The organism is Pseudoxanthomonas sp. 3HH-4 (genome assembly GCF_006716465.1).
In the GTDB taxonomy this organism is placed as follows: Bacteria; Pseudomonadota; Gammaproteobacteria; order Xanthomonadales; family Xanthomonadaceae; genus Pseudoxanthomonas_A.
Genome location: NZ_VFPB01000005.1, coordinates 13,634 through 35,460, shown reverse-complemented (window position 1 = coordinate 35,460; position 21,827 = coordinate 13,634). Strand labels below are relative to the sequence as shown.

At 66.3% G+C, this 21,827-nt stretch carries 24 protein-coding genes; 10 read left to right on the top strand and 14 right to left on the bottom strand.

From position 1 onward, the window contains the following. Window positions 1–76: 76 nt before the first annotated feature. Window positions 77–592: an adenine phosphoribosyltransferase gene (locus FB548_RS14570; protein WP_142125530.1), complete on the top strand. Its 516-nt coding sequence runs from the start codon at window positions 77–79 to the stop codon at window positions 590–592. Window positions 593–672: 80 nt separating this feature from the next. On the opposite strand, the gene FB548_RS14565 is transcribed toward FB548_RS14570, so the two are convergent. The 3 genes from FB548_RS14565 to FB548_RS14555 all read right to left on the bottom strand — a co-directional run bounded on the left by FB548_RS14565 (window position 673) and on the right by FB548_RS14555 (window position 3,794). Then, window positions 673–2,082, bottom strand: coding sequence for a PKD domain-containing protein (locus tag FB548_RS14565; protein WP_255470574.1), 1,410 nt, complete (start codon window positions 2,080–2,082; stop codon window positions 673–675). Window positions 2,083–2,778: 696 nt separating this feature from the next. Then, window positions 2,779–2,991, bottom strand: coding sequence for a hypothetical protein (locus FB548_RS14560; protein ID WP_142125528.1), 213 nt, complete (start codon window positions 2,989–2,991; stop codon window positions 2,779–2,781). 335 nt (window positions 2,992–3,326) lie between these two features. Then, on the bottom strand, window positions 3,327–3,794 hold the full coding sequence (locus FB548_RS14555; protein ID WP_185742126.1) for a transposase: 468 nt from the start codon (window positions 3,792–3,794) through the stop codon (window positions 3,327–3,329). 328 nt (window positions 3,795–4,122) lie between these two features. Between FB548_RS14555 and FB548_RS14550 the strand changes: the two genes are divergently transcribed. The 3 genes from FB548_RS14550 (at window position 4,123) to FB548_RS14540 (ending at window position 5,918) form a co-directional block, all read left to right on the top strand. Then, entirely contained in the window at window positions 4,123–4,746 is a 624-nt protein-coding gene (locus tag FB548_RS14550) for an ECF-type sigma factor (protein WP_221625976.1), read from the top strand. A gap of 154 nt (window positions 4,747–4,900) precedes the next feature. Then, window positions 4,901–5,170, top strand: coding sequence for a hypothetical protein (locus tag FB548_RS14545; protein ID WP_142125525.1), 270 nt, complete (start codon window positions 4,901–4,903; stop codon window positions 5,168–5,170). Window positions 5,171–5,279: 109 nt separating this feature from the next. Continuing rightward, the gene (locus FB548_RS14540) at window positions 5,280–5,918 is read left to right on the top strand and encodes an isochorismatase family cysteine hydrolase (protein WP_142125524.1); all 639 of its coding nucleotides are present in this window, start codon (window positions 5,280–5,282) and stop codon (window positions 5,916–5,918) included. Between the two features lie 12 nt (window positions 5,919–5,930). Here the strand turns inward: FB548_RS14540 and FB548_RS14535 are convergent, their stop codons facing one another. Beyond that, window positions 5,931–6,674 carry an NmrA family NAD(P)-binding protein gene (locus FB548_RS14535; protein WP_142125523.1) on the bottom strand — a complete coding sequence of 248 codons (744 nt, stop codon included), beginning with the start codon at window positions 6,672–6,674 and terminating at the stop codon, window positions 5,931–5,933. Between the two features lie 304 nt (window positions 6,675–6,978). On the opposite strand from FB548_RS14535, the gene FB548_RS14530 reads away from it, so the two are divergent. After that, on the top strand, window positions 6,979–7,401 hold the full coding sequence (locus FB548_RS14530; RefSeq protein WP_142125522.1) for a hypothetical protein: 423 nt from the start codon (window positions 6,979–6,981) through the stop codon (window positions 7,399–7,401). A gap of 123 nt (window positions 7,402–7,524) precedes the next feature. On the opposite strand, the gene FB548_RS14525 is transcribed toward FB548_RS14530, so the two are convergent. Next, window positions 7,525–8,361, bottom strand: a complete 837-nt coding sequence (locus FB548_RS14525; protein WP_142125521.1) for a hypothetical protein — start codon at window positions 8,359–8,361, stop codon at window positions 7,525–7,527. Between the two features lie 261 nt (window positions 8,362–8,622). On the opposite strand from FB548_RS14525, the gene FB548_RS14520 reads away from it, so the two are divergent. After that, entirely contained in the window at window positions 8,623–9,021 is a 399-nt protein-coding gene (locus tag FB548_RS14520) for a hypothetical protein (RefSeq protein WP_221625975.1), read from the top strand. Window positions 9,022–9,132: 111 nt separating this feature from the next. Then, entirely contained in the window at window positions 9,133–9,711 is a 579-nt protein-coding gene (locus tag FB548_RS14515; protein WP_142125519.1) for a mechanosensitive ion channel family protein, read from the top strand. Window positions 9,712–9,732: 21 nt separating this feature from the next. On the opposite strand, the gene FB548_RS14510 is transcribed toward FB548_RS14515, so the two are convergent. The 4 genes from FB548_RS14510 to FB548_RS14495 form a co-directional block, all read right to left on the bottom strand. After that, on the bottom strand, window positions 9,733–11,877 hold the full coding sequence (locus FB548_RS14510; protein ID WP_142125518.1) for a methyl-accepting chemotaxis protein: 2,145 nt from the start codon (window positions 11,875–11,877) through the stop codon (window positions 9,733–9,735). Window positions 11,878–12,028: 151 nt separating this feature from the next. Next, window positions 12,029–13,261, bottom strand: a complete 1,233-nt coding sequence (locus tag FB548_RS14505; RefSeq protein WP_142125517.1) for an MFS transporter — start codon at window positions 13,259–13,261, stop codon at window positions 12,029–12,031. Between the two features lie 85 nt (window positions 13,262–13,346). After that, window positions 13,347–13,961 carry a hypothetical protein gene (locus tag FB548_RS14500; RefSeq protein WP_142125516.1) on the bottom strand — a complete coding sequence of 205 codons (615 nt, stop codon included), beginning with the start codon at window positions 13,959–13,961 and terminating at the stop codon, window positions 13,347–13,349. Window positions 13,962–14,042: 81 nt separating this feature from the next. Next, window positions 14,043–15,332 carry a glycoside hydrolase family 2 TIM barrel-domain containing protein gene (locus FB548_RS14495; protein ID WP_142125898.1) on the bottom strand — a complete coding sequence of 430 codons (1,290 nt, stop codon included), beginning with the start codon at window positions 15,330–15,332 and terminating at the stop codon, window positions 14,043–14,045. An 80-nt stretch (window positions 15,333–15,412) separates the two neighbouring features. Here FB548_RS14495 and FB548_RS14490 point away from each other — a divergent pair, with 80 nt between their 5' ends. Further along, complete coding sequence (locus FB548_RS14490) at window positions 15,413–15,799, top strand: DUF6165 family protein (protein WP_142125515.1); 387 nt, start codon at window positions 15,413–15,415, stop codon at window positions 15,797–15,799. Between the two features lie 9 nt (window positions 15,800–15,808). Here the strand turns inward: FB548_RS14490 and FB548_RS14485 are convergent, their stop codons facing one another. Then, a complete protein-coding gene (locus tag FB548_RS14485; RefSeq protein WP_142125514.1) occupies window positions 15,809–16,009 on the bottom strand; it encodes a hypothetical protein in 201 nt (66 codons plus the stop codon). Window positions 16,010–16,177: 168 nt separating this feature from the next. Between FB548_RS14485 and FB548_RS14480 the strand changes: the two genes are divergently transcribed. Further along, window positions 16,178–16,996 carry a hypothetical protein gene (locus FB548_RS14480; protein ID WP_142125513.1) on the top strand — a complete coding sequence of 273 codons (819 nt, stop codon included), beginning with the start codon at window positions 16,178–16,180 and terminating at the stop codon, window positions 16,994–16,996. A gap of 35 nt (window positions 16,997–17,031) precedes the next feature. Here FB548_RS14480 and FB548_RS14475 read toward each other — a convergent pair whose 3' ends face one another. Together FB548_RS14475 and FB548_RS14470 are read right to left on the bottom strand one after the other, a co-directional pair. Beyond that, the gene (locus tag FB548_RS14475; protein WP_142125512.1) at window positions 17,032–17,427 is read right to left on the bottom strand and encodes a hypothetical protein; all 396 of its coding nucleotides are present in this window, start codon (window positions 17,425–17,427) and stop codon (window positions 17,032–17,034) included. A 4-nt stretch (window positions 17,428–17,431) separates the two neighbouring features. Then, window positions 17,432–18,469, bottom strand: coding sequence for a hypothetical protein (locus tag FB548_RS14470; protein WP_142125511.1), 1,038 nt, complete (start codon window positions 18,467–18,469; stop codon window positions 17,432–17,434). Window positions 18,470–18,722: 253 nt separating this feature from the next. Here FB548_RS14470 and FB548_RS14465 point away from each other — a divergent pair, with 253 nt between their 5' ends. Beyond that, window positions 18,723–19,757: a nitronate monooxygenase gene (locus tag FB548_RS14465; RefSeq protein ID WP_142125510.1), complete on the top strand. Its 1,035-nt coding sequence runs from the start codon at window positions 18,723–18,725 to the stop codon at window positions 19,755–19,757. Between the two features lie 39 nt (window positions 19,758–19,796). Here FB548_RS14465 and FB548_RS14460 read toward each other — a convergent pair whose 3' ends face one another. Then, a complete protein-coding gene (locus tag FB548_RS14460; RefSeq protein WP_142125509.1) occupies window positions 19,797–21,287 on the bottom strand; it encodes a hypothetical protein in 1,491 nt (496 codons plus the stop codon). A 173-nt stretch (window positions 21,288–21,460) separates the two neighbouring features. Next, the gene (locus FB548_RS14455; RefSeq protein WP_142125508.1) at window positions 21,461–21,658 is read right to left on the bottom strand and encodes a hypothetical protein; all 198 of its coding nucleotides are present in this window, start codon (window positions 21,656–21,658) and stop codon (window positions 21,461–21,463) included. Window positions 21,659–21,827: the final 169 nt, after the last annotated feature.

Below are 21,827 nucleotides of genomic sequence, written 5' to 3'. Positions count from 1 at the left end.
CCGGCGCGGGAGACTGCATCCCAGACCCCGCGGGCTGCGATAGCATCAGCGCCCCACCTGTTGAACTCCACCGCCCATGGCCTGGACCGACCTGCTGCGCGATATCCCCGACTTCCCCATGCCCGGGATCCTGTTCAAGGACATCACGCCGGTGTTGGCCGATGGCGAAGCATTCGCCGAAGCGATCGCCGCGATGGCCGAGCCGTGGCGCGGCGTGGTGCTCGATGCCGTCGTCGGCGTGGAGGCCCGCGGCTTCATCCTGGGGGCGGCGCTGGCGCGCGAACTCGATGTCGGTTTCGTGCCGGTCCGCAAGCCGGGCAAGCTGCCCGGGCATACGCTGTCGCAGGAATACGGACTGGAATACGGACGCGACCGTCTGGAGATCCATGCCGATGCGCTTCCGGCCGGTGCGCGCGTCATCGTCGTCGACGACGTGCTGGCGACGGGTGGCACGCTGAAAGCCGCTCTTGTGCTGGTCGAGCGGCAGGGCGCACAGGTCGTAGGCACGGCCGTCCTGGTCGAACTGGGTTTCCTGGATGCGCGCACAGGCTGGACGCACGCCGCTCCCCTGCACGCCTCTGCCGTCTACTGAAGCCGCTCCAGGGCCGACACCAACGGAACGCTGGCGCCGTGCGTGCGCATCAAGCGAACGCACGGCGCGCTCATTGCGAATCAATACACCTCGAGCTCGTAGATGCGTGCCGCCGGATCGCCGTTCTGGGTCGGCGTGCTGATGTTGAGCCGTACGTAGCGCGCCGTGCGCGGAGTGATTGCGTGCGTGGTCACGCTGGCACTACTGTTGCTCACCGTCGCCACCGTGGTCCATGTGGCGCCGTCGGTGGAGGTCTGCAGCGTGAAGGCCTTGGTATTCCACGCGGTGGCTTCTCCGCCCGCCCCGGCGTGCTTGATCACGAAACTACGGACCGTACGGGACGACCCCAGGTCGACGCGCAGCCATTTCGAGGACGCGAGCGAGCAGAACTTGTCGGTGTTGCCGCCCGAAACGCTGCCGTTGACCGCCTTCGCCGCACTTTCATTGGCATTGCACACGATCGATCCCGTTGCAGTTCTATTGAGCGCCAGGTTGGCACCGACCGTGACCACATTGCTGCGGCTCGCGGTGGCGCCGTCGTCGTCGGTCACCGTCAGCGTGACGGTGTAGGTGCCATTGGCCGCATAGCTGTGGCTGGGGTTGGTCGCCGTGGATGTGGCACCATCGCCGAAGGTCCACTGCCGCGCAACGATGGTCCCGTCGCTGTCGGTGGATGCGTCCGAGAAGGCCACGGTGGACCCTGCGACGCTGGAGCTGAAGTTGGCGACGGGCGGTGCATTGCCGCCGAAAACCGCATTGATGGCGCCAGCGTACTGGGCCGTGGTGCCTTGCGACCAGCATGCCAGGACATCGTCGTACAGCCAGATGAAGCCACCGACGATGCCGGAGGAATTCTTCCAGTTCGTCATCTTGCTCTGGACAGTGGCAGGACTGTCTCCCGCCGTACATCCGCTGCCGTGCTTCGACCAGACGCCCGGGTCGACCGCCATGCCCAGCGTGGTCGACCACGTGGCCGGATTGTTGCCGGCACCTCCGTCGTAGACCTGCAGGTGGATGCCGTCGACCTTGCCGGCGAGATTGTCCGCCAGGCTCTTCCAGTACGTCATGTTGGTGTAGGGCGCCAGCGTGATCGAATAACCCAGGCCCCACAGCATGTTGCCGAATGCGGTTGATGAGCCGAGATCGTAGGTGCTCTCGTCATCGAAGTCGATCGCATCGGCGCCGGTGATCTGCTTCAGTGTCTGGAAGTTCTTGTAGAGAACGCTGGTCGGACCGGTGCCCTGCGCAGCGATCAGATTCTTGATGTTCTGGAAATCGCCCGTGCCCCAGCCGCCGACCGACGCCTCGATGCGGGTAACCGAGGTCGGCGCCGTCTTCAACGTCGCCAGGCGCGCAGGCCAGCCGGGGTCGCCGATGTAGGTGCCGTTGGAAATGATCGGATCGTTATTGAAGTGCAGATCGCCGTTGGTCTGCACATGCACGCCGAACAGGATCACCGTAGTGAAGCCCGATGCGCGCAGGTCATCCATGACTGTCTGCCCTCCGTGATAGAAGGGCCCGCCGCCATAGATGGCCGAGTCGGCAGAAGCGTGGAACGAAACAAGACAGAGAAGCGCAGCGAGCAGCAGAGACCGCTTCGTGCGCCGGATCCGGCGGAATCGATCGAACATCGTGAACTCCTTGCGTCGAGATGGATTGGCTATGCGTGTCGTCGGACTCCTCGCGCACGGGAGCGCCGGAGCATGACGGGCCGGAGCTTCGACGTGCGCTATTGATCGCGTCAAGTTTAGATCGATACAAACGCAAGAAAAACGGCGATTATCGAGTAACAAAAACGCGATGACCCGCGACTTGGTCATGGAAAACAATGCGATAGCGGATATCACACGACGAGTTCGCACCGGCTCGGCGAGCAGTCATCGGAAAAGACTTCGCGTCACGCGCTGCAATGCAACAGACCTCCTGCGCGGAAGGTCCGGAGCGGACCGCTGGAATGTCGGGCTGTCCATTGAAAAAAGGCGATCAGGTCTGCAGCGCATCGAGGGCGCACACAGGTTCGCGCGTACGTACGTTCCCGATATTGCGCTGTAGTCCTTGCCGCGCACCGGCCATTGGATCCGATGCGTCGTCGCGCTGCGTCTCCCGCGGCGGCGGCACCGAACTCCGCGAGCGCCCGAGGATGCTGCGACCGCTTGTACCGATGCGAAGGATGTCCAGGTGCGCTTTCAATCGGCTACGCGCGTGACGTAGGCGCCTGTTCCGATGACCTGGAAGGTGTCGTTGTCGATGCGGCGCACGCGGCTGCCGTCTTCGAGCAAATAGAGCGGATGCGTATCCGTCGCCGTGGGCGACGCCTGTGCGCCCTCTTCGTTGCGGAGGACCTGGATCCGGCAGCGTCGTCCGGAGGCGTCCTGTGCGGTGAAGACATGCGTACTCATCTCGCCTGTTCCCATTGCCGGGAATGCCAGCCTATGCCCCGCCACGTTAAGTCCTGCGTAGCATTGCGTGAGGATTCGAAGAAAAAGCGAGGGGGAGGCATTGCACCTCCCCCTCTGGCGCCGAAGCGCGATGCCTGCCATGTGTCGGGCATGGCAGGCGACAGGGTCGCCCCCCTGGGGAGGGGAGGCGCCCTCTAACTGCCAGACGGGGGAACGTCGGCAGATAGACAGTCGAGGGGCATGGACGGCCTGCGGACACGTTCAACGGCCGGTTCGCCCTCCCCTCTGGATTTCATGGCCGGCATCCCCCGGCCATCGAGGCTCCAGGCGATGTTTCAAGACGCACGCATCGCCCGACTCAGGTGCTTGGTGTTGTTGCGATGCAGATAGCGCTCGACCAGGGCCTGCAGGTCGCGGGCACGCTGGTCTTGCTGGTCGAACCGCGCAAGTACCTCGTTCCAGTTGCCGTCCTGCGCCCAACGGATGAAGCGGACGTAGATGCCGTGCCAGGAGCCGAACTCGCGCGGCAGATCCGACCAGTACGCGCCCGTCTGCGCTACCCAGAGGACGGCCTCGATGAACCGGCGCGCGTTGCCGCCATGGCGCGCACGCGCGCCTACCCGGCCCGGCAGCGCCTGCATCAGGAAATTCCATTCTTCGGTACTGAGCCGCTGCGTGATCGGCCACTGGCTGATGGCACGCGGACCCAGGCCCTGGGGCAGCGGCCAGGTTTGCACTCCCGCGGCGATGCCGGGCTGTCCTGTCACCCGCTCGTCGCCTTCTTCACGCAGCGTGCCGATCAATGCGTCATGCCGCATCCGGGGCGCCTCCATCCACCACCAGGGCGGATCCCCGCACCGTGGTCATGACGGTAGAGCCGCCCACTTCACAGACTCGCTTCAGGTTACGCATGACACCTCTCTCTTGCTGGTCGATCGTTCGCTCTGGAACACCCATGCCTCCGCCCCTTCACCTTCCGGGGAAGACCTCTCCTGCGAAGGCATCACCGCGAATGCGCCGTTACGGCTTGCATGTCGAGGCGCAGCCGGGTGATATATGGGACGAAGTCGTGATGAAAGGCACAGTCCGGACATGAGAGAGAAGCGGGACCCGGATGGCACTGGGCCTGACGTGGGCAGCGCGCTGCGCTCCCAGAACACCGACGATCTGCCACCTCCGGACCAAGCGTCGGTCACCCAGCTGCTGTCCGATGTGGAGAGGGGGCAAGCCGGGGCCTGGAACCAGATCTACGCGTTGCTGTACCGCGACCTGCACCAGATTGCCCGGTCACAGATCCGCCAACAGCGCCGCAGTCATGTGAGATCACCTACCTCGCTGATCAGCGAGACCTGGCTCAAGCTCGCCAGTGCCGATTTCAGCGTCGAGAATCGGGCCCATCTCGTTGCGTTGGTGGCGCGCGCGATGCGTTTCGTGCTGCTGGACGAAGTACGGCGTGCTTTGGCGGAGAAACGCGGCGAAGGCATGGACCTGTTGCCGCTGGACGAGAACACGGAGCCGGCCCAGAGCTCCAGGCTCGAACAATTGCTGATTCTCGATCAAGCGTTGAACGACCTTGCCAAGCTGGATGCCCGGCTGGCGCAGGTGGTGGAGATGCGCTATTTCGGTGGCCTCAGCGAGTTCGAGATCGCCGGCGTGCTCAAGGTGACCGAGCGCACCGTGCGCCGGGATTGGCGCAAGGCGCGTGCCTTCCTGTTCAGCCACCTGGGTGACGGCGACCTGCCTGAACCGATCTGACCGGGCAGGTCCCGTATCTTTCATTACGCCGGACGTCCTGGATCGCGGCCGGAAGGCGAATAATCCCGATGTGAGCAAAAACCTTCCTCTCCCTCAAAGGTCCACGGCCCCGGAAACCGGTGTCGTTCCCGTCATCTGCCCGGGTGGCGATGTGATGAAGACCTGCCTGACCCACGCGCTGCACCTGTTCGACGCCTATTCCGACATGGCGGATGAAGAGCAGTCGGCGGCGCTGGCCGTCCTGAGACGGACCGACCCGACCCTGCATGATGCGCTGGTCCACTTGCTGGTCATCGATGCGCTGGACCACGAGATGGACGTGCCGCCCTGGAGCATCCACGCCCCGGGCAACGCCATGCCGGGAGACGGCGTGCCCGATGGCGCGACGAAGGAACCGGCAGGCGCGCGCACGCGACACGCCTGATGGCGGCGCCAACCCGCGGCTTGTCGCGCACGCCGATGCAATGCGGGGAAAGCCTGCGGCGCGATGCTGCGGCCTCGGACCACCGTCCGCGTCATGAGGGCACGCCGCCATGTCTCCCATGCAGGGCTATCCCGCCGGCCGGACCGCGCTGCTCTTCGTGGACCCTTACAACGACTTCCTCGCGGAAGAGGGAAAACTCTGGCCATTGGTCGCCGACATCGCACGCAGCGTGGATCTGCATGCCCACCTGCGCACCGTGGTTTCCTGCGTCAGGCAGGCAGGGTTGCCCGTGTTCATCGTGCCGCACCATCGCTCGGAACCCGATGATTTCAAGGGTTGGGACCACCCGACGCCTTACCAACTGAGCGCGGCACGCGTGCAGCCCTTCGCGAAGGACAGCTGGGGCGGAGAATGGCATCCGGACTTTGCGCCACAGCCTGGCGACATCATCGCCAAGGAGCACTGGGGTGGCAGTGGATTCTCCAATACCGATCTCGATTACCTGCTGAAGCAGCATCGCATCACCCACGTGATCCTGGTGGGCCTGATCGCCAATACCTGCATCGAAACCACGGGACGGTTCGCCTCGGAGTTGGGCTACCACGTGACACTTGTACGTGATGCCACCGCAGCCGCCAGCGCGGCCGCGATGCATGCCGCGCATGAAATCAACGCACCCACTTATGCGCACGCGATCCTGACCACCGAGGGCCTGGTCGATACCCTGACCGCCCGCGTACGCGGTTGACCGGCGTCCGTTCTACCTCCGCAACGACCACGCCGCGTAATCCGTCGCCGCGATGCGCGCAACACCCGTGGGCAGCAGCGTGTCGTCATCCAGCGACATGCCGAAATACAGGGCGTCGGCCGCGGCCCTGACCTCGCGCGGAGCGCCGCAGGCCCGCAAGTGATCGGCAACGAATGTGGCCATCGGGCGCACCTCCGGCCCGGCGATCTCCACGATGCCCTCCTCCGGTGTCGAATCAACCACCACCGCCAGCATGGCGGCCACATCATCGGCTGCTATCGGTTGCATGCGCGCGCTCGGCAGCAGGATGTCTTCTCCCTGCATGCCAGACTGCGCGATGCCATCCATGAACTCGAAGAACTGCGTCGCACGCACGAGGGTGTAAGGCACCCCGCCCGCCCGGATGCGCTGCTCCTGCGCCCACTTCGCACGGAAATAGCCACTTCCCTGCAGGCGTTCGGTACCCACCACCGACAGCGCCACGTAGTGACGCACGCCGGCGTGAGCTGCGGCTGCCAGCAGGCGTCCGGTGGATGCTTCGAAGAACGCCTTCACCGCGGCGTCCTCGAACGAAGGCGCATTGGCGACATCGACGACCACATGGGCCCCTTCGAGTGCGGCCGCCAGGCCTTCTCCGGTCACTGTATTCACACCGGTGGATGGCGCTGCGGCCACCACCTCATGCCCCTCGGCCGTGAGCAGCGCGACCAGGCGCTTCCCGATCAGACCGGTACCCCCCACAACAACGACTTTCATGGATCGACTCCCTTGGACTGGATGGAATGGCAGCGCTTCGAACTGCCATGCCACCCAGGACGCCGTACCGCGCCATGGCGTGACAGCCCGCCTGTTGCGGCCGCTGTGCGCGTTTCCCGTCCGCATGCTGAGGCATGCGTCGCAATCCGACTCACAGTCACGCCGAACGCCTGCCGCGCTGCCCCGTTCATCATCACGACGGAATGTGGAAGTGCGACGGTGTTAGCAACCGGTCCCCCGGGGGTTGTCGCTAGCATGGCGTGGTCGGGCCGCCACCGGCCCGGTTCTCGCGCAAGGAGCGCACATGACCACTCATGCGGCCGCCGGATTCGCCGGCACCTGGCACTTGCTCCCCGAGCAGTGCGACTACCAACTCGGACGCCCTCCGCGAAGCGGTCTTTATCAACTCGACTGCGCCGCCGACGGCGCGCTGTCGATCGCGTCGGAATGGCTGGGCAAGAACGGCAAGCGGCATCGCGCCGCCTTCGACGGACGCGTCGACGGCACACCGTATCCGTATCACAGCACACCGCATGCCGATGCGCTGAGTTTCGAATCCGTATCCCCCACGCAACTCCACTCCACCACGTGGCGCGACGGTTGCGAAGTGCAATGGTCCGAGCGCGAGCTGGTCGATCCGGACACCCTCGTGATCCGCATGCGCGGCCATCTCAGCGATGGCCGGTGCTATACCAATGTCGGCGTCTACCGGCGCCAGGACAGCTGACGCAACGGCGAAAGCGCAAGGCCTGCCCCACACTACTCAGCAACTGACACAAGAAGGGCGCCCATGGGGCGCCCTTCCTTTGCACGTCGTTCCCGGCCGTTCACGTCCGGGACCGGATGCGGGTCATCGCGTCTGCACGCAGTTCTGCAGCCACAGTACGCGCTTGAAATCGTCATAGCGCAGGAACTGGCCCTTGAACGTCACCTTGTCTCCCTTGCGGAACGTCAGCACGTTGGCCAGCTGGTTGGGACGGAACAGGCAGGCCACGCCGACACGCGGCTCATTGTCGCCCGGCACCTGGATCAGCATCTTGCCCTGGTCGGGGATCTCGAAGGACACGTTGTAGTCCTCGCCATCTTCCTGCACGTAGTCCACCCGGCCACGCAACGCGTAGTTGCGGCCCTTGTGGCGCGCGGTGACGGCCACGGCATTGCCCTTGGCTTCACGCGCGATCTCGCGCGAGAACACGAAGACGTCCTTCACCGTGACATCGGCGTTGTTCTGCGTCTTCGCGCCCTGGGCGGCGGCGGCGCGGCCTTCCTTGCCCCCCTTCAACTTGGCGAACAACGTGCACATGTAGGGACGCATGGCATCCGCCTTGGCGATCTGGCCCTTCTCGGTCTTGACCGTCATCTGCACGGTCGCATCCTTGCCCTCGGCGCTCACGTTGATCAGGGTGGGAATGGCCCGTGTGCTACCGGTGGAGCGCTGTTCGACCAGCATGGAGCCGGTCTCGACATCCTCCGTGATCACGTCCATCTTCTCGGCGATCATGATGCCGCGCAGCTGTCCCATCGCATCCTTGACGGTCGAGTCCGGCACGGTGACGCGGCTGCTGAAATCGGTGCCGGAGAAGATGCTGCCGGACTTGCTGAAGTTGTCCTCGCATTCACCCGCGATGGCCGCGGGCGCCACGCTCGACAGGGCGAGCGCGATGGCGGCAAGTAGCTTGTAGGTCATGTGGTCCTCACATAGTGGAAGTGTCTGGGGTCCGGATACGACGGGCGGTGCTTCCTGCCCGCGCCAGACCCGGCCCCACGGCATTCTTGCAAGGGCCTCCGTGCACCACAAGCCTCCGCTGTCGTTCCCAGGCCTCGCATGCCTTGCCGGATCGATCATGCCCCTGCCATAGAATGCGCAACCCATCTTCAAACGCACATCAAATCCATGACTTCAGGCCCTCGTCGTTCCCTCTGCCACGGTGTTCTCGGCATTCCGGTGATGGCGGGGTCGTTGCTGATGGCGGGCATGGCCTACGGCGACGAGCCGGCTGCTGCGCGTGCGCTCCCGCCAGACGTCCAGGCCGATGTCGCCGCGATCGCCGGGCACCTGGCGCAGGTGAGTGACACCTCGCCGGCCCTGTCATGCGACAAGGCCGTGGAGAACGCCCGCTGGGGCGTGGAGACCATGCTGGAGGTCGGCGAGAAGAACCTGCGCGCCGGCTACATGAGCCAGCCCGCCTACGATGCGGCCACCCCGGCGCTGAAGCGCCTGCTGGCTGCACTGACCGCGGAAGACTGCGCGGCCGCCACCGGCGCGCGGCGCGACTTCTACCAGTGCATGTCCAGCGACTACAACCATGTCTACGCATGCGGCAAGGTCCATCCCTTCGATCCATGAAGCGCGCGCGGTTGACCATCCGCGAGGCGCGGGCCACCCTTCCAGCATGAACATCCAACCCTCACCGACAAGGGCGCCGACGGCGCTTCATGCAACGCGGCAGGAAGGCTGATGGCGTGGCTGCGACTTCCCGACTGGTTGCAGGAATGGGCGAGCCTCGCGATTCCCGTCGCACAGGCGCTCGGGATCCTGCTCGCCGCCTGGCTGCTGTTACGCCTGCTGCGCATCGTGGTGCGTCGGACCTGCGATCACTACCGGTTACCCGCGCAGGTCGCCGTCAGCGCGCGCCGGTTGCTGGGCGTGTTGCTCTACGTTTCAGCGTTCATGCTCGCACTGGGGCGACTCGGCGTATCGGGCAACGTGCTGTGGACCGCGCTGACGGGTTTCACTGCCGTCGCCGCAGTCGCGTTCTTCGCCGCATGGAGCGTGTTGTCGAACATCTTCTGCAGCGTGCTGATCCTGACCACGCGTCCATTCCGCGTGCACGACCACATCGAAGTGCTTGAGAACGGCGACAAGCCCGGCCTGCGCGGGCGTGTGATCGATATCAACCTGCTCTACACCACCCTGCTGGAAGAAGATGCCCTGCGCGGCGACACCGTGCTGCAGATCCCCAACAGCCACTTCTTCCAGCGCACCACGCGGCGCTGGCGGTCGGGTGCGCCGCCCACGACCACCTCGCCCGAATAATCCGCCAGCGCGGGCGCCCGACTAGGCAGCGGCCAGTGCGCGTACACGGCCAGGGGTGAGACCAGGCGACGCACGCGCATCCAGCACGAACACATTGACGGCCCCGATGAGTTCGCGCGCCTGATCTTCCATCGAGCGGGCGGCGGCCGATGCCTCTTCCACCAGCGCCGCATTCTGCTGGGTGGTTTCGTCCATCTGCATGATGGCCTGGTTGACCTGCTCGATGCCGGCACTCTGCTCCTGCGAGGCGGCCGAAATCTCCGCCATGATGTCGGTCACCCGCTGCACGGCGGTGACGATCTCGCCCATCGTCGCGCCGGCCTGGCTCACCAGCGCCGAGCCATCGGCCACCTTGTCCACCGAAGTCTCGATCAGGCCCTTGATCTCCTTGGCCGCGTTGGCACTGCGCTGGGCCAGCGTTCGGACTTCCGAAGCGACCACGGCGAACCCGCGGCCCTGCTCGCCGGCCCGCGCCGCTTCCACCGCGGCATTGAGGGCCAGGATGTTGGTCTGGAAGGCGATGCCGTCGATGACCGAGATGATCTCGGCGATCTTCCGGGAAGACTGCTCGATCTCGGTCATCGTCGTGACTACGCGTGCGACCGTCGTGCCGCCTTCCGACGCCACGCTGGCCGCGCCGATCGCCAGCTGGTTCGCCTGGCGGGCGGACTCGGCATTCTGGCGCACGGTGGAGGTGAGTTCCTCCATCGAGGCGGCGGTTTCCTCCAGGTTGGCCGCCTGCTGCTCGGTGCGACGCGACAGGTCGCTGTTGCCCGCCGCGATCTCGCCTGCGGCCGTGTTGATCGACGACGACGCGCCCTGGATCTGGCGCACGATGGTGCGCAGCTGCGCCACCGTGGCATTGGCATCGTCCCGCATGGAGGCGAACACGCCGTGGAAGTCGCCTTCCATGCGCGCCGTCAGGTCGCCGCGCGCGATGGCCTGCAGCAGCGACGACACATCCGCCAGGTTGCCATCGGTGGTTTCCATCAGGCGGTTCAGGCCATCCACCATGTTGCGGAAATCGTGCTGGTACCGCTGCGTATCACCGCGACGACTGAAATCGCCCGACGCCGCCGCCTGTGCCAGCTGCCTGATCTCGGCATTGATCGCCGAAAGGTTCGCCTTGGTGGTGCGCATGGCGTCCGTCAGCGCGGCCTTCTCACCAGGCAACGCCTCCATGTCGATGGAAAGGTCGCCGACCGCATAGCACTGCATGATCTCCACCAGCCGCTGCATCACCGCGATGTGCGACGCCACCAGGGCGTTGGTGTCGCGCACCATGCGCCCGTACTCGCCGGGGAAGCGCGAATCGTCCATGCGGAAGCTGATCCTGCCTTCGTCATGGCGCAACGCCATTTCGCCCTGCGCGGCGATCACGCCCTGCAGGGTCGCGGTCATGTCGACCATTGCCGTGCCCAGCTGGCCGATCTCGTCGCCACTGCGCACTTCCACGCGCTTGTCCAGGCGACCGGCCGCGACCGCGCGCGCAGCGGCAGCCGCGGCGACCACGGGACGGATCACCGAACGACGTATCCACCACGCCAGCACCAGCACCAGCACGACGGCGGCGACCACCGATAAAGCCGCGCACGCCACCAGCATGCGGCGTGCTTCCTGAGAACGCGCCACCACCGCCGCATCGGCGATCGCCTTGGTGCGCGCCACGAGGGCTTCGAGCGTTTCGCCCAACTGACGGTCCATGCCCTTCACCAGGCGGTCGCCTTCCTGCGTGTCGTAGCCCGCCGCGGCGAACTGCACGAGGGCCGCACGGTAGTTGCCTTCCAGCTCTCGGTGCTGGATGGCGAAATCGGCCGCCAGCCTGCGCGCCTGCGGATCGGCGATGCCGCTGGACAGGGTCTTCGCCAGGGCGGCCACTTCGCGCCCCTTCTGGTCGAAGGCGCCGACATACTTTGTACGCTGCTCCTCGTCGTGCCCGCGGATGAGGATGTTCTTCCACTCCTGCACCTGCACGCGGAAGTCGCGGCTCAGGCGCTCACCCTCCGCAGCCTGGGCCACCTCTTCGGGCACCTCGGTGGAAAGACTGAGCCACGCCGAGCCCAGGCCGGCCAGTGCGCACAACAGGATGACGGCAAGCCCCAGGGTCAGGGCACCCAACAGCTTGGTCTGCAAGCCGAGGGGACGGGAAGCGATACTGGACGACATGGCAATACGGCGTTGGGAAGGAATTCCCCTTCCTTAGCGGCGCGCAGCGTGGCGAATTGACGCGTCGCGGCCCTGCATTCCGCAATCCACGACCGCTATCTCTTTATTTCAGTTTGATGACATCCATGTTGCGCGTGGCAGCGCGCGAGCTTCAGCGCGACGGCTCGCAGGCCAGCGCCGTCGCCTCGGCGCGGGCGGTATGCCGCGCCCACGCATAGACCAGCAGGCCCACCACGGCGGTCGCCGCACCGACGTAACCGGTCGACGTCCAACCGAGGCCGGCGGTGATCGCCATGCCGCCCAGCCAAGGGCCGAGTGCGTTCGCGGTATTGAAAGCGGCATGGTGCGACGCGGCCGCGAGCGTCTGCGCATCGCCCGCCACGTCCATCAGGTGCGACTGCAGGATCGGCCCCAGCGCACCCATCAGGCCGATGGCGACGGTGGCGAGCAGGATCGTCGGCAACGTGGTCGCCAGCCACGGAAACAGCAGCAGCGCCACGATCGCCCACGCCAGCACCATCCATGCCCCGCGCAGCTGGAAACGGTCGAACAGCCAGCCACCGACGAAGTTGCCGATCACGCCGCCCACGCCGAAGCCGGCCAGGCCCAGCGGGATCCAGGCCGGCGACACGCGCGTTACGTCCAGCATCGTCGGTGCGAGGTAGCTGAAGACGCAGAACATGCCCGCGAAACCGATCGCGCCGATGCCCAGCGCCTGCCAGACCGGCACGCGGTTGAAGGCGCGCAGTTCATCCAGCGGCCTGGCCTTCGGCCCATCGATGCCGACGGGCAGCCAGATAGCCAGCAGCAGACCCGTCGCCAGCGCGATGATCGCGACGAAGGCGAACACCCAGCGCCAGTCGATCACCTGGCCCAGCCAGGTCGCCAGCGGATTGCCGATCAGGATGGCCAGCGTCAGGCCCAGCATCACCAGGCTGACCGCGCGCCCGCGTTTGTTGGGCGGACTGATCGCCACCGCCGTCAGTGCGGCCACGCCGAAGTACGCGCCATGCGGCAGCCCGGCGATGAAGCGGAACACCAGCAGGCTTTCGTAGGTCGGTCCGAGCGCGCTGGCCAGGTTGCCCAGCGCATAGAAGCCCATCAGGGCGAGCAGCAGCGTCTTGCGCTTCCAGCTCGCGCCCAGGATCGCCAGCAGCGGTGCGCCGACCACCACGCCCAGCGCGTAGGCGCTGATCAGATGCCCCACCTGCGGTTCGGTAACGCCGAGCGAGGCCACCATGTTCGGCATCAGCCCCATGCTGGCGAACTCGCTGGTGCCGATGGCGAAGCCGCCCAGCGTCAGCGCGAACAGGATCAGGCCGATCTGGCGCGCAGTGAGCTGGTCGGCAACGGAGGGAAAGGAAACCGGCGGCGTAACGTCCATGACGCATTATGCTGCGGCGCAGCAGCCCCAGTCGACCCCATGACTGGAACGCTGTCCGCCATCCGCTCTCAGGCCCGGCGACGCCTTACTTGGCGACGAACTTCAGCGGTCCCGTGTACTGCGGCCAGGCGATCGAGGCGGGGCCACGCGTGTTGAGCGCGGTTTCCGGCGTTTCGCCGGCCTCGGTCGTGATGCGCGTCATCAGCGTGGGCATCCAGAAGTTGACCGCGAAGGTCGCGTCGCGACGGATCACCGGATTCACCGACAGCGTGGTGGTCTTGCCCGGCTCGATCCGGAACGCCACCACGTCCTCGTTCACGAACGCGCCCCGTTCCAGCACCTTTTTCACGCTGAAGGCCGTGGTCATTTCCAAGCCGATGCCGGTGACGCGGTACTCGCCCGCCGGCAACGACAGGGTCTCCTGCTGGCCGTAGCGGGTCATGTGGTTGAGCGGGAAATCGATGAACTGCTTGTTGACCAGCGAGAACACCACCTGGCCGTCGCGCACGCCCCATTCCAGCGCGCCGCTCTTCAGCTGCTCGTCCACCTTCTTCGGCAGTTCCTTCTCGCTGGTGAACGGCTTCACGTCCACCACCAGGGTGCCGGTCTCCACCATCGCCGCCTGCGGTGCCTGCTCCTGCGCCGACACGGACACCGCCACGCCTGCCTGCAGCAGCAGGCCCATCATCAAGTTCCGCATGTAGTCCCCTTGGAGGCGCCCCCCGGCGCGCATGCGCTATTCCATCGCAGTCCGGTCAGACGCGCAATCCTGCGGTTCGGCTCAGCGTTCCGACACGCGGAACGGCAGGTTGGCGTATGCCGCATGGCCCTGCCCATCGAGCACGTCCACGAACAGCCGGTACGCACCGGGCTTGTCAGGGGCAGCGAAACGCACCCCGCCCTTGCCGTCGTCCTGCATCGCCAGCACCACCTCCGGCGGCACGTCCTCGCGATCGCCGCCGATGCTGGTGGCCGTGGTTTCGTGCAGCACCGTCCAGCGATAACGCAGCGTGTCGCCATCGGCGTCGCGCGCATCGACCTGCGCCGCGTATCCCTTGCCCGGTTCCAGCGTGATGCTGTCGATGGCGACCCGACTGTCCAGCGTCAACGGCTGGATCGATGGCGCACGATTGGATGGCCACGCCCCGGTCCACACGTACTGCATCGCATCCACGGCCGGCGTGCTCTCCCCACTCGGCAGGAACAGGCCGTACCACGTGGGCGTGCGCTCCTGCTTGTTGCCCCACAGGAACACGTACGAGCCCAGGCCCTGCTTCGTGTCTGCGGCGATCACCTGCTCGTAGCGTTGCTGCAGCAGCATCGCCTTGCGCGAGGCGTCGTCCTCGATCGGCGCCTTCCATGTCGTCAGCGGACTTTCCCAGTGCCCGGTCGGGCCCCATTCGGTCACCACGTATGGGCCGGTCCAGCCGCTGGTCGCCAGCTTCTCCGGCAATGCGCCGATGTCGCCGTAAAGCTGGATGCCGATCAGGTCCAGCGACGGCGCGCGCGACTTCAGCAGATCGATCAGCTTCCGGTCGAAGCCGGCCAGCGTGGTCATCACCGGATGATGCGGATCTTCGCGATGGATCATGTCCGCGATCTGTCCAACCGCATTCCACACCTTCGGGTTGCTGTAATGCAGGTTCAGTTCGTTGCCCACCACCCACATCAGCACAGCGGGATGGTCGCTGTAGAGACCCACTTCCCGACGGATGCGTTCGAGCTGTTCCGCCACCGCGGCGTCGTTGTCGTAGTCGAAGCCGTGGCGCTCGTTGCCCACCTCGATGCCCATCGCCACCTTCAGCCCGTTGCGCTGCGCGTGGTCCAGCATCGCGCGCACCTGGACGTGGTCGGTTCCCGTGCTCCAGGTGCGGAAGCTGTTGCCTCCGCGCGCGGCCAGCGCTTCCTGGCCGCCACCGGCCATGCCCGCACCTTTCACGTGGAAGGGCTTTCCATCCACCAGCAACACGTACGCCCCCTCCTGCTGCACGATGCGGACCTGCGACGGCGCCGCGAGTGCCCACGAGGGCGCGGCCAGGGCGAGGATCAACACGAACAGGCGCTGCAGCATGCGGGCGTTCTCCGGCCATGGACGACGGGGCATCATGCCACGCAGCCCGTCGCGGCACGGGTGGGCGCTAGAATGCAGGCATGAACACCATCCTGATCCCCGTCTCCATCGGCGAACTGGCCGACAAGATTTCCATCCTCGAGATCAAGGCCGAGCGTATCGATGACGCAGGCAAGCGCGCGCACGTGCACGTGGAACTGGAGGGCCTGAATGCCCTGTGGAACGGACTCGCGGCCGCGCAGCCGGAACTGGCCGCCCTGAAGGCGGACCTGCGCACCATCAACGAACTGATGTGGGACGTGCAGGATGCGTTGCGTGCCAAGGAAGCGGCGCAGGCCTTCGACGCCGGCTTCATCACGCTCGCACGCGCGGTGGCGCAGCACAACGGCAAGCGCATCGAAGTGAAGAACGCCATCAACCGCCTGGCCGGCTCGCGCTTCATCGAAGAGAAGCAGTACCAGGCCTGACGGCGGTACTCACGCCGCGCCGTGGCGCTCGCGGATCACCTGCAACCGTTCGCGGTAGTACAACGCATCGGCGGCAACCTTCGGTGGATTGTCCGCCAGCCACTCCAGCGCGTCGCGCAGGATCGCCGCCTTGTCGGCTTCGGGGGCTTCCAGCGCGGTGTCCACGCGGTCCAGTTGCAGGATGACGTCTTCGCGGGTGGTCTGTGCCATGGCCATGCTCCTTGGGGATGGTCACAGCGTAGGACGGCGCGCGTCATCACCACGTCATGGCGTGCCCCGCGCGCGTCCGCAGAGGCCGGTTCCCTCGCCTCTGCCGTCCGGCTCACGCCCTGAGACACGAATCCTGATCATATCCCGATTGATCCGGAGTCCTGTCCCATGTGCGGCTACTGCACGGAACACAGCGCGTTCGCCGCGCACTTGGTCGCGCTGGAAGCGCGCGTACCGCTTGTGCCCGATCCCCTCCTCCTGCCCGTCCACCTGCAGGAAGCCAACGACTGGCAGCAGACCTGGTTGCGCGCGGCGGCGCCGGACGATCCCGTCGCCGCCATCGTGATGCTGTGTCGCGCGTGGACCGACCGGCTGGACGGGAAGACCGGGACGCTGCTTCGCGATGTCCTGGGACCTGCGCAGCACGAGCGCCTGCAGCAATGGCTCGTCGCGTGCGACCTGCCCGATGCCTGGGCGTGGCTCCGGCACACGGAGGGCGCCCCACCCCATCCCCTGCCCCTCGACGACGCGCGCGATGCGCTGGATGCGTACCTGGCCGGCTGGCTGCTCGTGCAGGAAGGAACGTCTCCGGCATGGGACGAAGTCCTGCTGCACGAACGACTGCCGCAACTCTCGGTGGCACTGGACATCCTCCGGCGTGAGGCGCCCGACGATGAACGCATCCACCGGCTCGCACTCTCGTCACCCGGCACCGGATCGCCTTTCAGCGCCATCGACCTGTGGCTGCAGCGCCGTGCCGTGCGTGCGCTGGTCGCACGCCAGGGCATGGCATCCGTCGCCACGCTGGTGGACCGTCTGCGCAGCCCCACCCTTCTTGCCACCGTGCTGCACGGCGAGATGGAACAGCATGATCTTCTGCACCTGCAAGCCGCACTGCAGGGCCATCCGGACACCGGATCTGAAGGCGCGGTCAACCTGCATACGGCGGTCGCGCTGTTGCTGGAATCGGGAATGGCCGCCGCGTAAAGCAGGCCTTGCATGTGCCTGCGGTGTCGTCCGCGCTACAGCGTGCGCATGAGATTGGCCGCGACGAACCACAGGAACCAGCCCACCACCATCAGGAACAGCGCTTCAACACCCTTGCTGCGCCGGCCCGACAGGGCGTAACCAAGCGCCACGAAGATCGCGATGCCGGGAAGCAGGACGCACAGCACTTTCATGAAGGCGGGAAGGGCTTCCTTCGCCACGGTCGTGGATGCTGGCATCGGCGATGTCGCGGAAGGCTTCCTGCCGAAGCGCGCATCATGGATGCCACGCCGTTCGAGCTCCTCGCGCGCGAGGAGGATCGCTTCCTCGGTGTAGGCATCTGTTGCCGACAGCGCGATGAGCATCACCCTGTCGGCATCCAGTTCGCGATAGCGCTGCTGCACGGCGTTCGCGTCGAAGTAGATGCTCATGCCATCACGCTCCTTGCCGGGCGCGGGCCGGATGCGGTGCCATGCCGAACTGCCCACGTTCCACGCCATCGCTCCATCTATCCGGCAACGGCTGCCAGGGACCCTCACCCAACACCGCTTCCACAAGATGCGCGAGTGGGAAGCCCAAGTGGTGTTCAGCGGCCAGCCCCCCATCCTGCAGATGTGCGTGCGCGACGAACAGCCGGAACGCAGCTTCGTCGCCGGCGGCGAGGCGGGTGATTTTCTTCGCCAGGTCGTACGACAGGCGATTGCCCTCGTCGGTGCGCAGGAAGGACTTGCCGGACCAGAAGGCCTGGATGCTGTCTGCGTCCCAGTACGCGGCGTGCTGCGCGGCGATCTCGTGCGGGAAGTAGAGCTGCGCGTGCGGCGCTGCCAATTGCGGAAACAGGGTGTGTTCGGTGTTCACCGCCAGGCCTTCGTTGAGCCAGGCGGGAATCGGCAGGTGAGTCAGCAGGCAGTGCGTGAGTTCATGCGCAATGACAGGCTCCATCGCATCGATCTGCTCCAGCGGCATGACGAAGTGTCCGTAGCCCGCCTGTATGAACATGCCGGAGGACATCGCGTACTCGCCGCCTTCCGGATAGTAGTGGCTGACATAGGCGTAGTAGTCGTCGGGGTCTTCGAACACCATGACGACATGCCTGCCCCAGCCACCGTCGTCGGCCAGTTCGCCCAAGCTCCGGGTGATGCGTGCGCGCATGCGCTGGCAGGTGGCCAGGAAGACCTGTGCGGGCCGGTCCTCCAGCGGAGACAGCAGCAGGAAATCGTGCGTTCCCGTGATCCTGTAGTGGGTGCCCAGCGCGTCGCGCAGCGTCTCCAGCCATGTCTGCGCCGCGGAATCCCAGTAGGCATGCGCCGCCTCGCCGTCGAGCCCCGCTGCGTCGCCTTCGTGCATCGATGCCCAGTCGGGAATCGGCAACTGCGTGTCAGCGAACCAGTGCATCTGCACGTTCACGCGCACCGGTGTCGGCGCGGCCGTGGATGGGGGACGGACGAAGAGGCGGGCGAGCTGACGGATCATGCGTCGATGCGTTCCTGCACGGCAGATATGGGTCGAGTGGATGAGCATGGCGCCCCTGCCATGGCATTCCCCTGTCTGCACGGGCGGATGCCACGATAGCAGTGATGCCGGAGGTTGCGCGATGCGCTCGCCGCAGCCTTTCGCTGCCTGCTGCCAACACCGCATGAGGTATGCATGCATCAAGCGGAGGGACCGTTCGTCCACATGCCGGCGCAAGCGTAAGCTACCCACCGCACGTCGCCGGAATTTCGCCATGGCTCTCATCCCGTCCCTGCCGGGCATCGACCTTCCGCTCATCCAGGCGCCCATGGCGGGCGTGCAGGATGAAGCGCTCGCACTGGCCGTGGCCGACGCGGGCGGCCTCGGTTCGCTGCCATGCGCGCTGCTCAGCGCCACGCAGCTGGAAGCGGCATTGCGGACGTTTGCCACGCTGGAACGTCCCATCAATCTCAACTTCTTCTGCCACGCGATGGCGGATCCCGATCCGGCGGATGAGCAGCAATGGCGGAACGCGCTCGCGCCGTACTTCCATGCGTTCGGCGTTGAACCTCCCCCGTCTTCCACGGCCGGTGCACGCCGGCCCATCGATGCGGCTACCGTGGATCTGCTGGAACCGTTCCAACCGAAGGTCCTCAGCTTCCACTTCGGCCTGCCCGATACCGCCCTGCTGGCGCGCATGAAGGCGTGGGGCGCGCGGGTGATGGCGTCCGCCACCACGGTGGAGGAAGGACACTGGCTGCAGCAGCGCGGTGTCGACCTGGTGATCGCGCAGGGGATCGAAGCGGGCGGCCATCGCGGGCATTTCCTTGCCGACGACCTCACCGCGCAACCGACCACCCTCGACCTCGTCACCGCGCTGTCGAAGGTGCTGACGGTGCCGGTCATCGCGGCAGGCGGCGTCGGCGACCGTGCCGATGTGCAGCGGTTGCTGGCGGCAGGCGCCAGCGCGGTGCAGGCCGGTACCGCCTATCTGTTGTGCCCGGAAGCCACCACGTCGGCCGTGCATCGCGCCGCGCTCCAGCAGGGGGATCGCGACAGCGCGATCACCAACCTGTTCAGCGGCCGCCCCGCGCGCGGCCTGGTCAATCGCCTGATGCGCGACCTCGGCGCGATCTCCACGCTGCCACCCGCCTTCCCCTGGGCATCGCAGACCCTCGCCCCCCTGCGCGCGGCGGCGGAAGCGCGCGGGCTGGATGACTTCTCGCCGCTATGGTCAGGTACACGCCCCGGCCGGTTCCGCGGCCTCGATGCGGCCGCGGTGACGCATGCGCTGACGGGCGTCGGTTGACCGGTGCCGCTGGCGGAACACCCGGGGCGATGGAAACCGTCAGAAACGCGCCGGAAACGTCCTGACGCTCCACTCCGCGTTCTTCTCGTCCAGCGTCGCGGCCAGCAGGGTCTCGCCATCCGTGCGCACGTTGACCAGACCGTAGACCAGGCCCGACACCACGTAGGCCCCCCGCGCCTTGCGCGACCCCTTCTTCGGACGCAGATCGCCCGCCTTGGTGGTGCGGTAATGCAGCGTGGTGCGGGCAAGATCGTCGCCCTCGACGGCCGCACCGCCGGGCACCTCGATCCTGTCCAGCTTGCCGACCGCGTAGGAGCGGGCGAGCTCGGTGGAGTACACCAGCGGCGTCACGATCTCGTCCTTGACCACCGTCAGATGGCCGGTCGCGCCGCTGGCGGCCACGATGGCCGGCCGCGGGTGATCGTGCCCCTCCGCGTCTCCTGACGAAATGATGGTCGCCGAGGGCGCCATCGCCTGGAGGAAGGCCAGCGATACATCCGCGCTTCCATGGTGGCAGGCCTTGGCCACGTCGCACTGCAGTTCCAGCAGGCTGCCGGCCATCGCATGCAGGATGTCCTGCTGCGCGCCCTTGTTTAGATCGCCCGTCAACAGGGTGCGCGTGCGCCCGTAATCGACCCGCAGCAGGATGCTGTGGCCGTTGGTGTTCAGCTCGCTCCGGCCGAGGTTGCGCAGCGCCGCGCGTCCCTGCACCTCGGCCTCGATGGGCGCCAGCACGCGGATGGACACGTCGCTGGCATCGGGATCGAAGCCGGGGAGCCAGGGCGTCTCGTCGCTGAGCCTGGCGAATTCGCAATGGCCGCCATCCGCGGTGGTGGTATCGGCCACGCGCCGGATGAACTTCGCCCACTCGCCCTGCAACGGCCGGGTGCTTGCGGCATCCAGGCCCTGCAGCGCGGAATCGCGGTCATCCAGCAGGTCGACCAGGTAGCGCTCGCCATCATGCTCCACCACTTCGCCGAGCGACCGCTTCCCGCCCACCGTCCACCATGAAACACCGGCGTGATAGAAGCGGTCGACGTGGATGGCGTCCGCATCCAGTTCCTCGGTCACGTCGACGCCCAGCAGATCGGAAAGGCCGCCGTAGTGGTCCTCGTCGTTGTGCGACGAGATCAGGGCGTCCAGTTCCACGCTCGACAATCCGTAGTCCTTCACGAACTTCCAGTCGATGAAATCCGCCGCCGATTTTCCGCTGGGCTGCTTGTCGCGCGGAAATCCCCCGTCGATGAGGATGTGCTGGAAGGAGGGAGTCTTCACCAGCACGCCATCGCCCTGCCCCACGTCGATGAAGTAGAACTCCAGCAGCGATGTTCCATCGAGTGCGGACGCCAGCACCCATCCCGTCCTGCCGCGCACGGTGACCTTGCGCCGGCTGCCGGTGCCCGGCGCGCCTTCGAATTTCACCCCGTCGCCCCACAGCAGGTACGCGAAGGCCTTCCCTTCCTCGGCTGCGTCGTACATCGGCACGGGCTTCCTGGAGCCAACGAACGCGTCGAATGGATTGTCGATCATGGAGTTCCTCACGTGACCGTGGCGAAGGAGGGACGCGACCCGGGCAATGGCCATGTTCGCGCTCATCCATGTCAACGCCATGACCATGCACACAAGGTCATCCATCGGTCGGGCCGTCTCGCTCGAAGCATCCCCGGTGTCGGCGCATCCCTGCAGGCGGGCTTGAGCCCGCCCTACACCGGCCTGCGGATGCCGCGGAAGCCGGACCAGAACAGGACCGCGGCGAACGACAGGAGGGTCGCGGCGATGACGGCTTCGCCTCCCTCCAGGGGGAGTCCCAGCGCGCGCGTGGGCAGGGAGGCATCGTAAAGACTGGCGGCGGCGAGCACCGCTCCGCCGATGAGGGACAGGGTGGAGCGCAGGTTCTTCATGCGATGGCGCCGTTGCGGCCTGATGACGGAGGAGCAGGGTCATGCGCACGCCGGGTCATGTGCAACACGCGCGCGACCAGTCCGCCGGAGGCCCGACGAAACGGGGAATCGGATGACGGGTTTCGCCAGCGTGGGCCGGCCGTGGAAGTGGTAGCGTTGCACCCGTAAC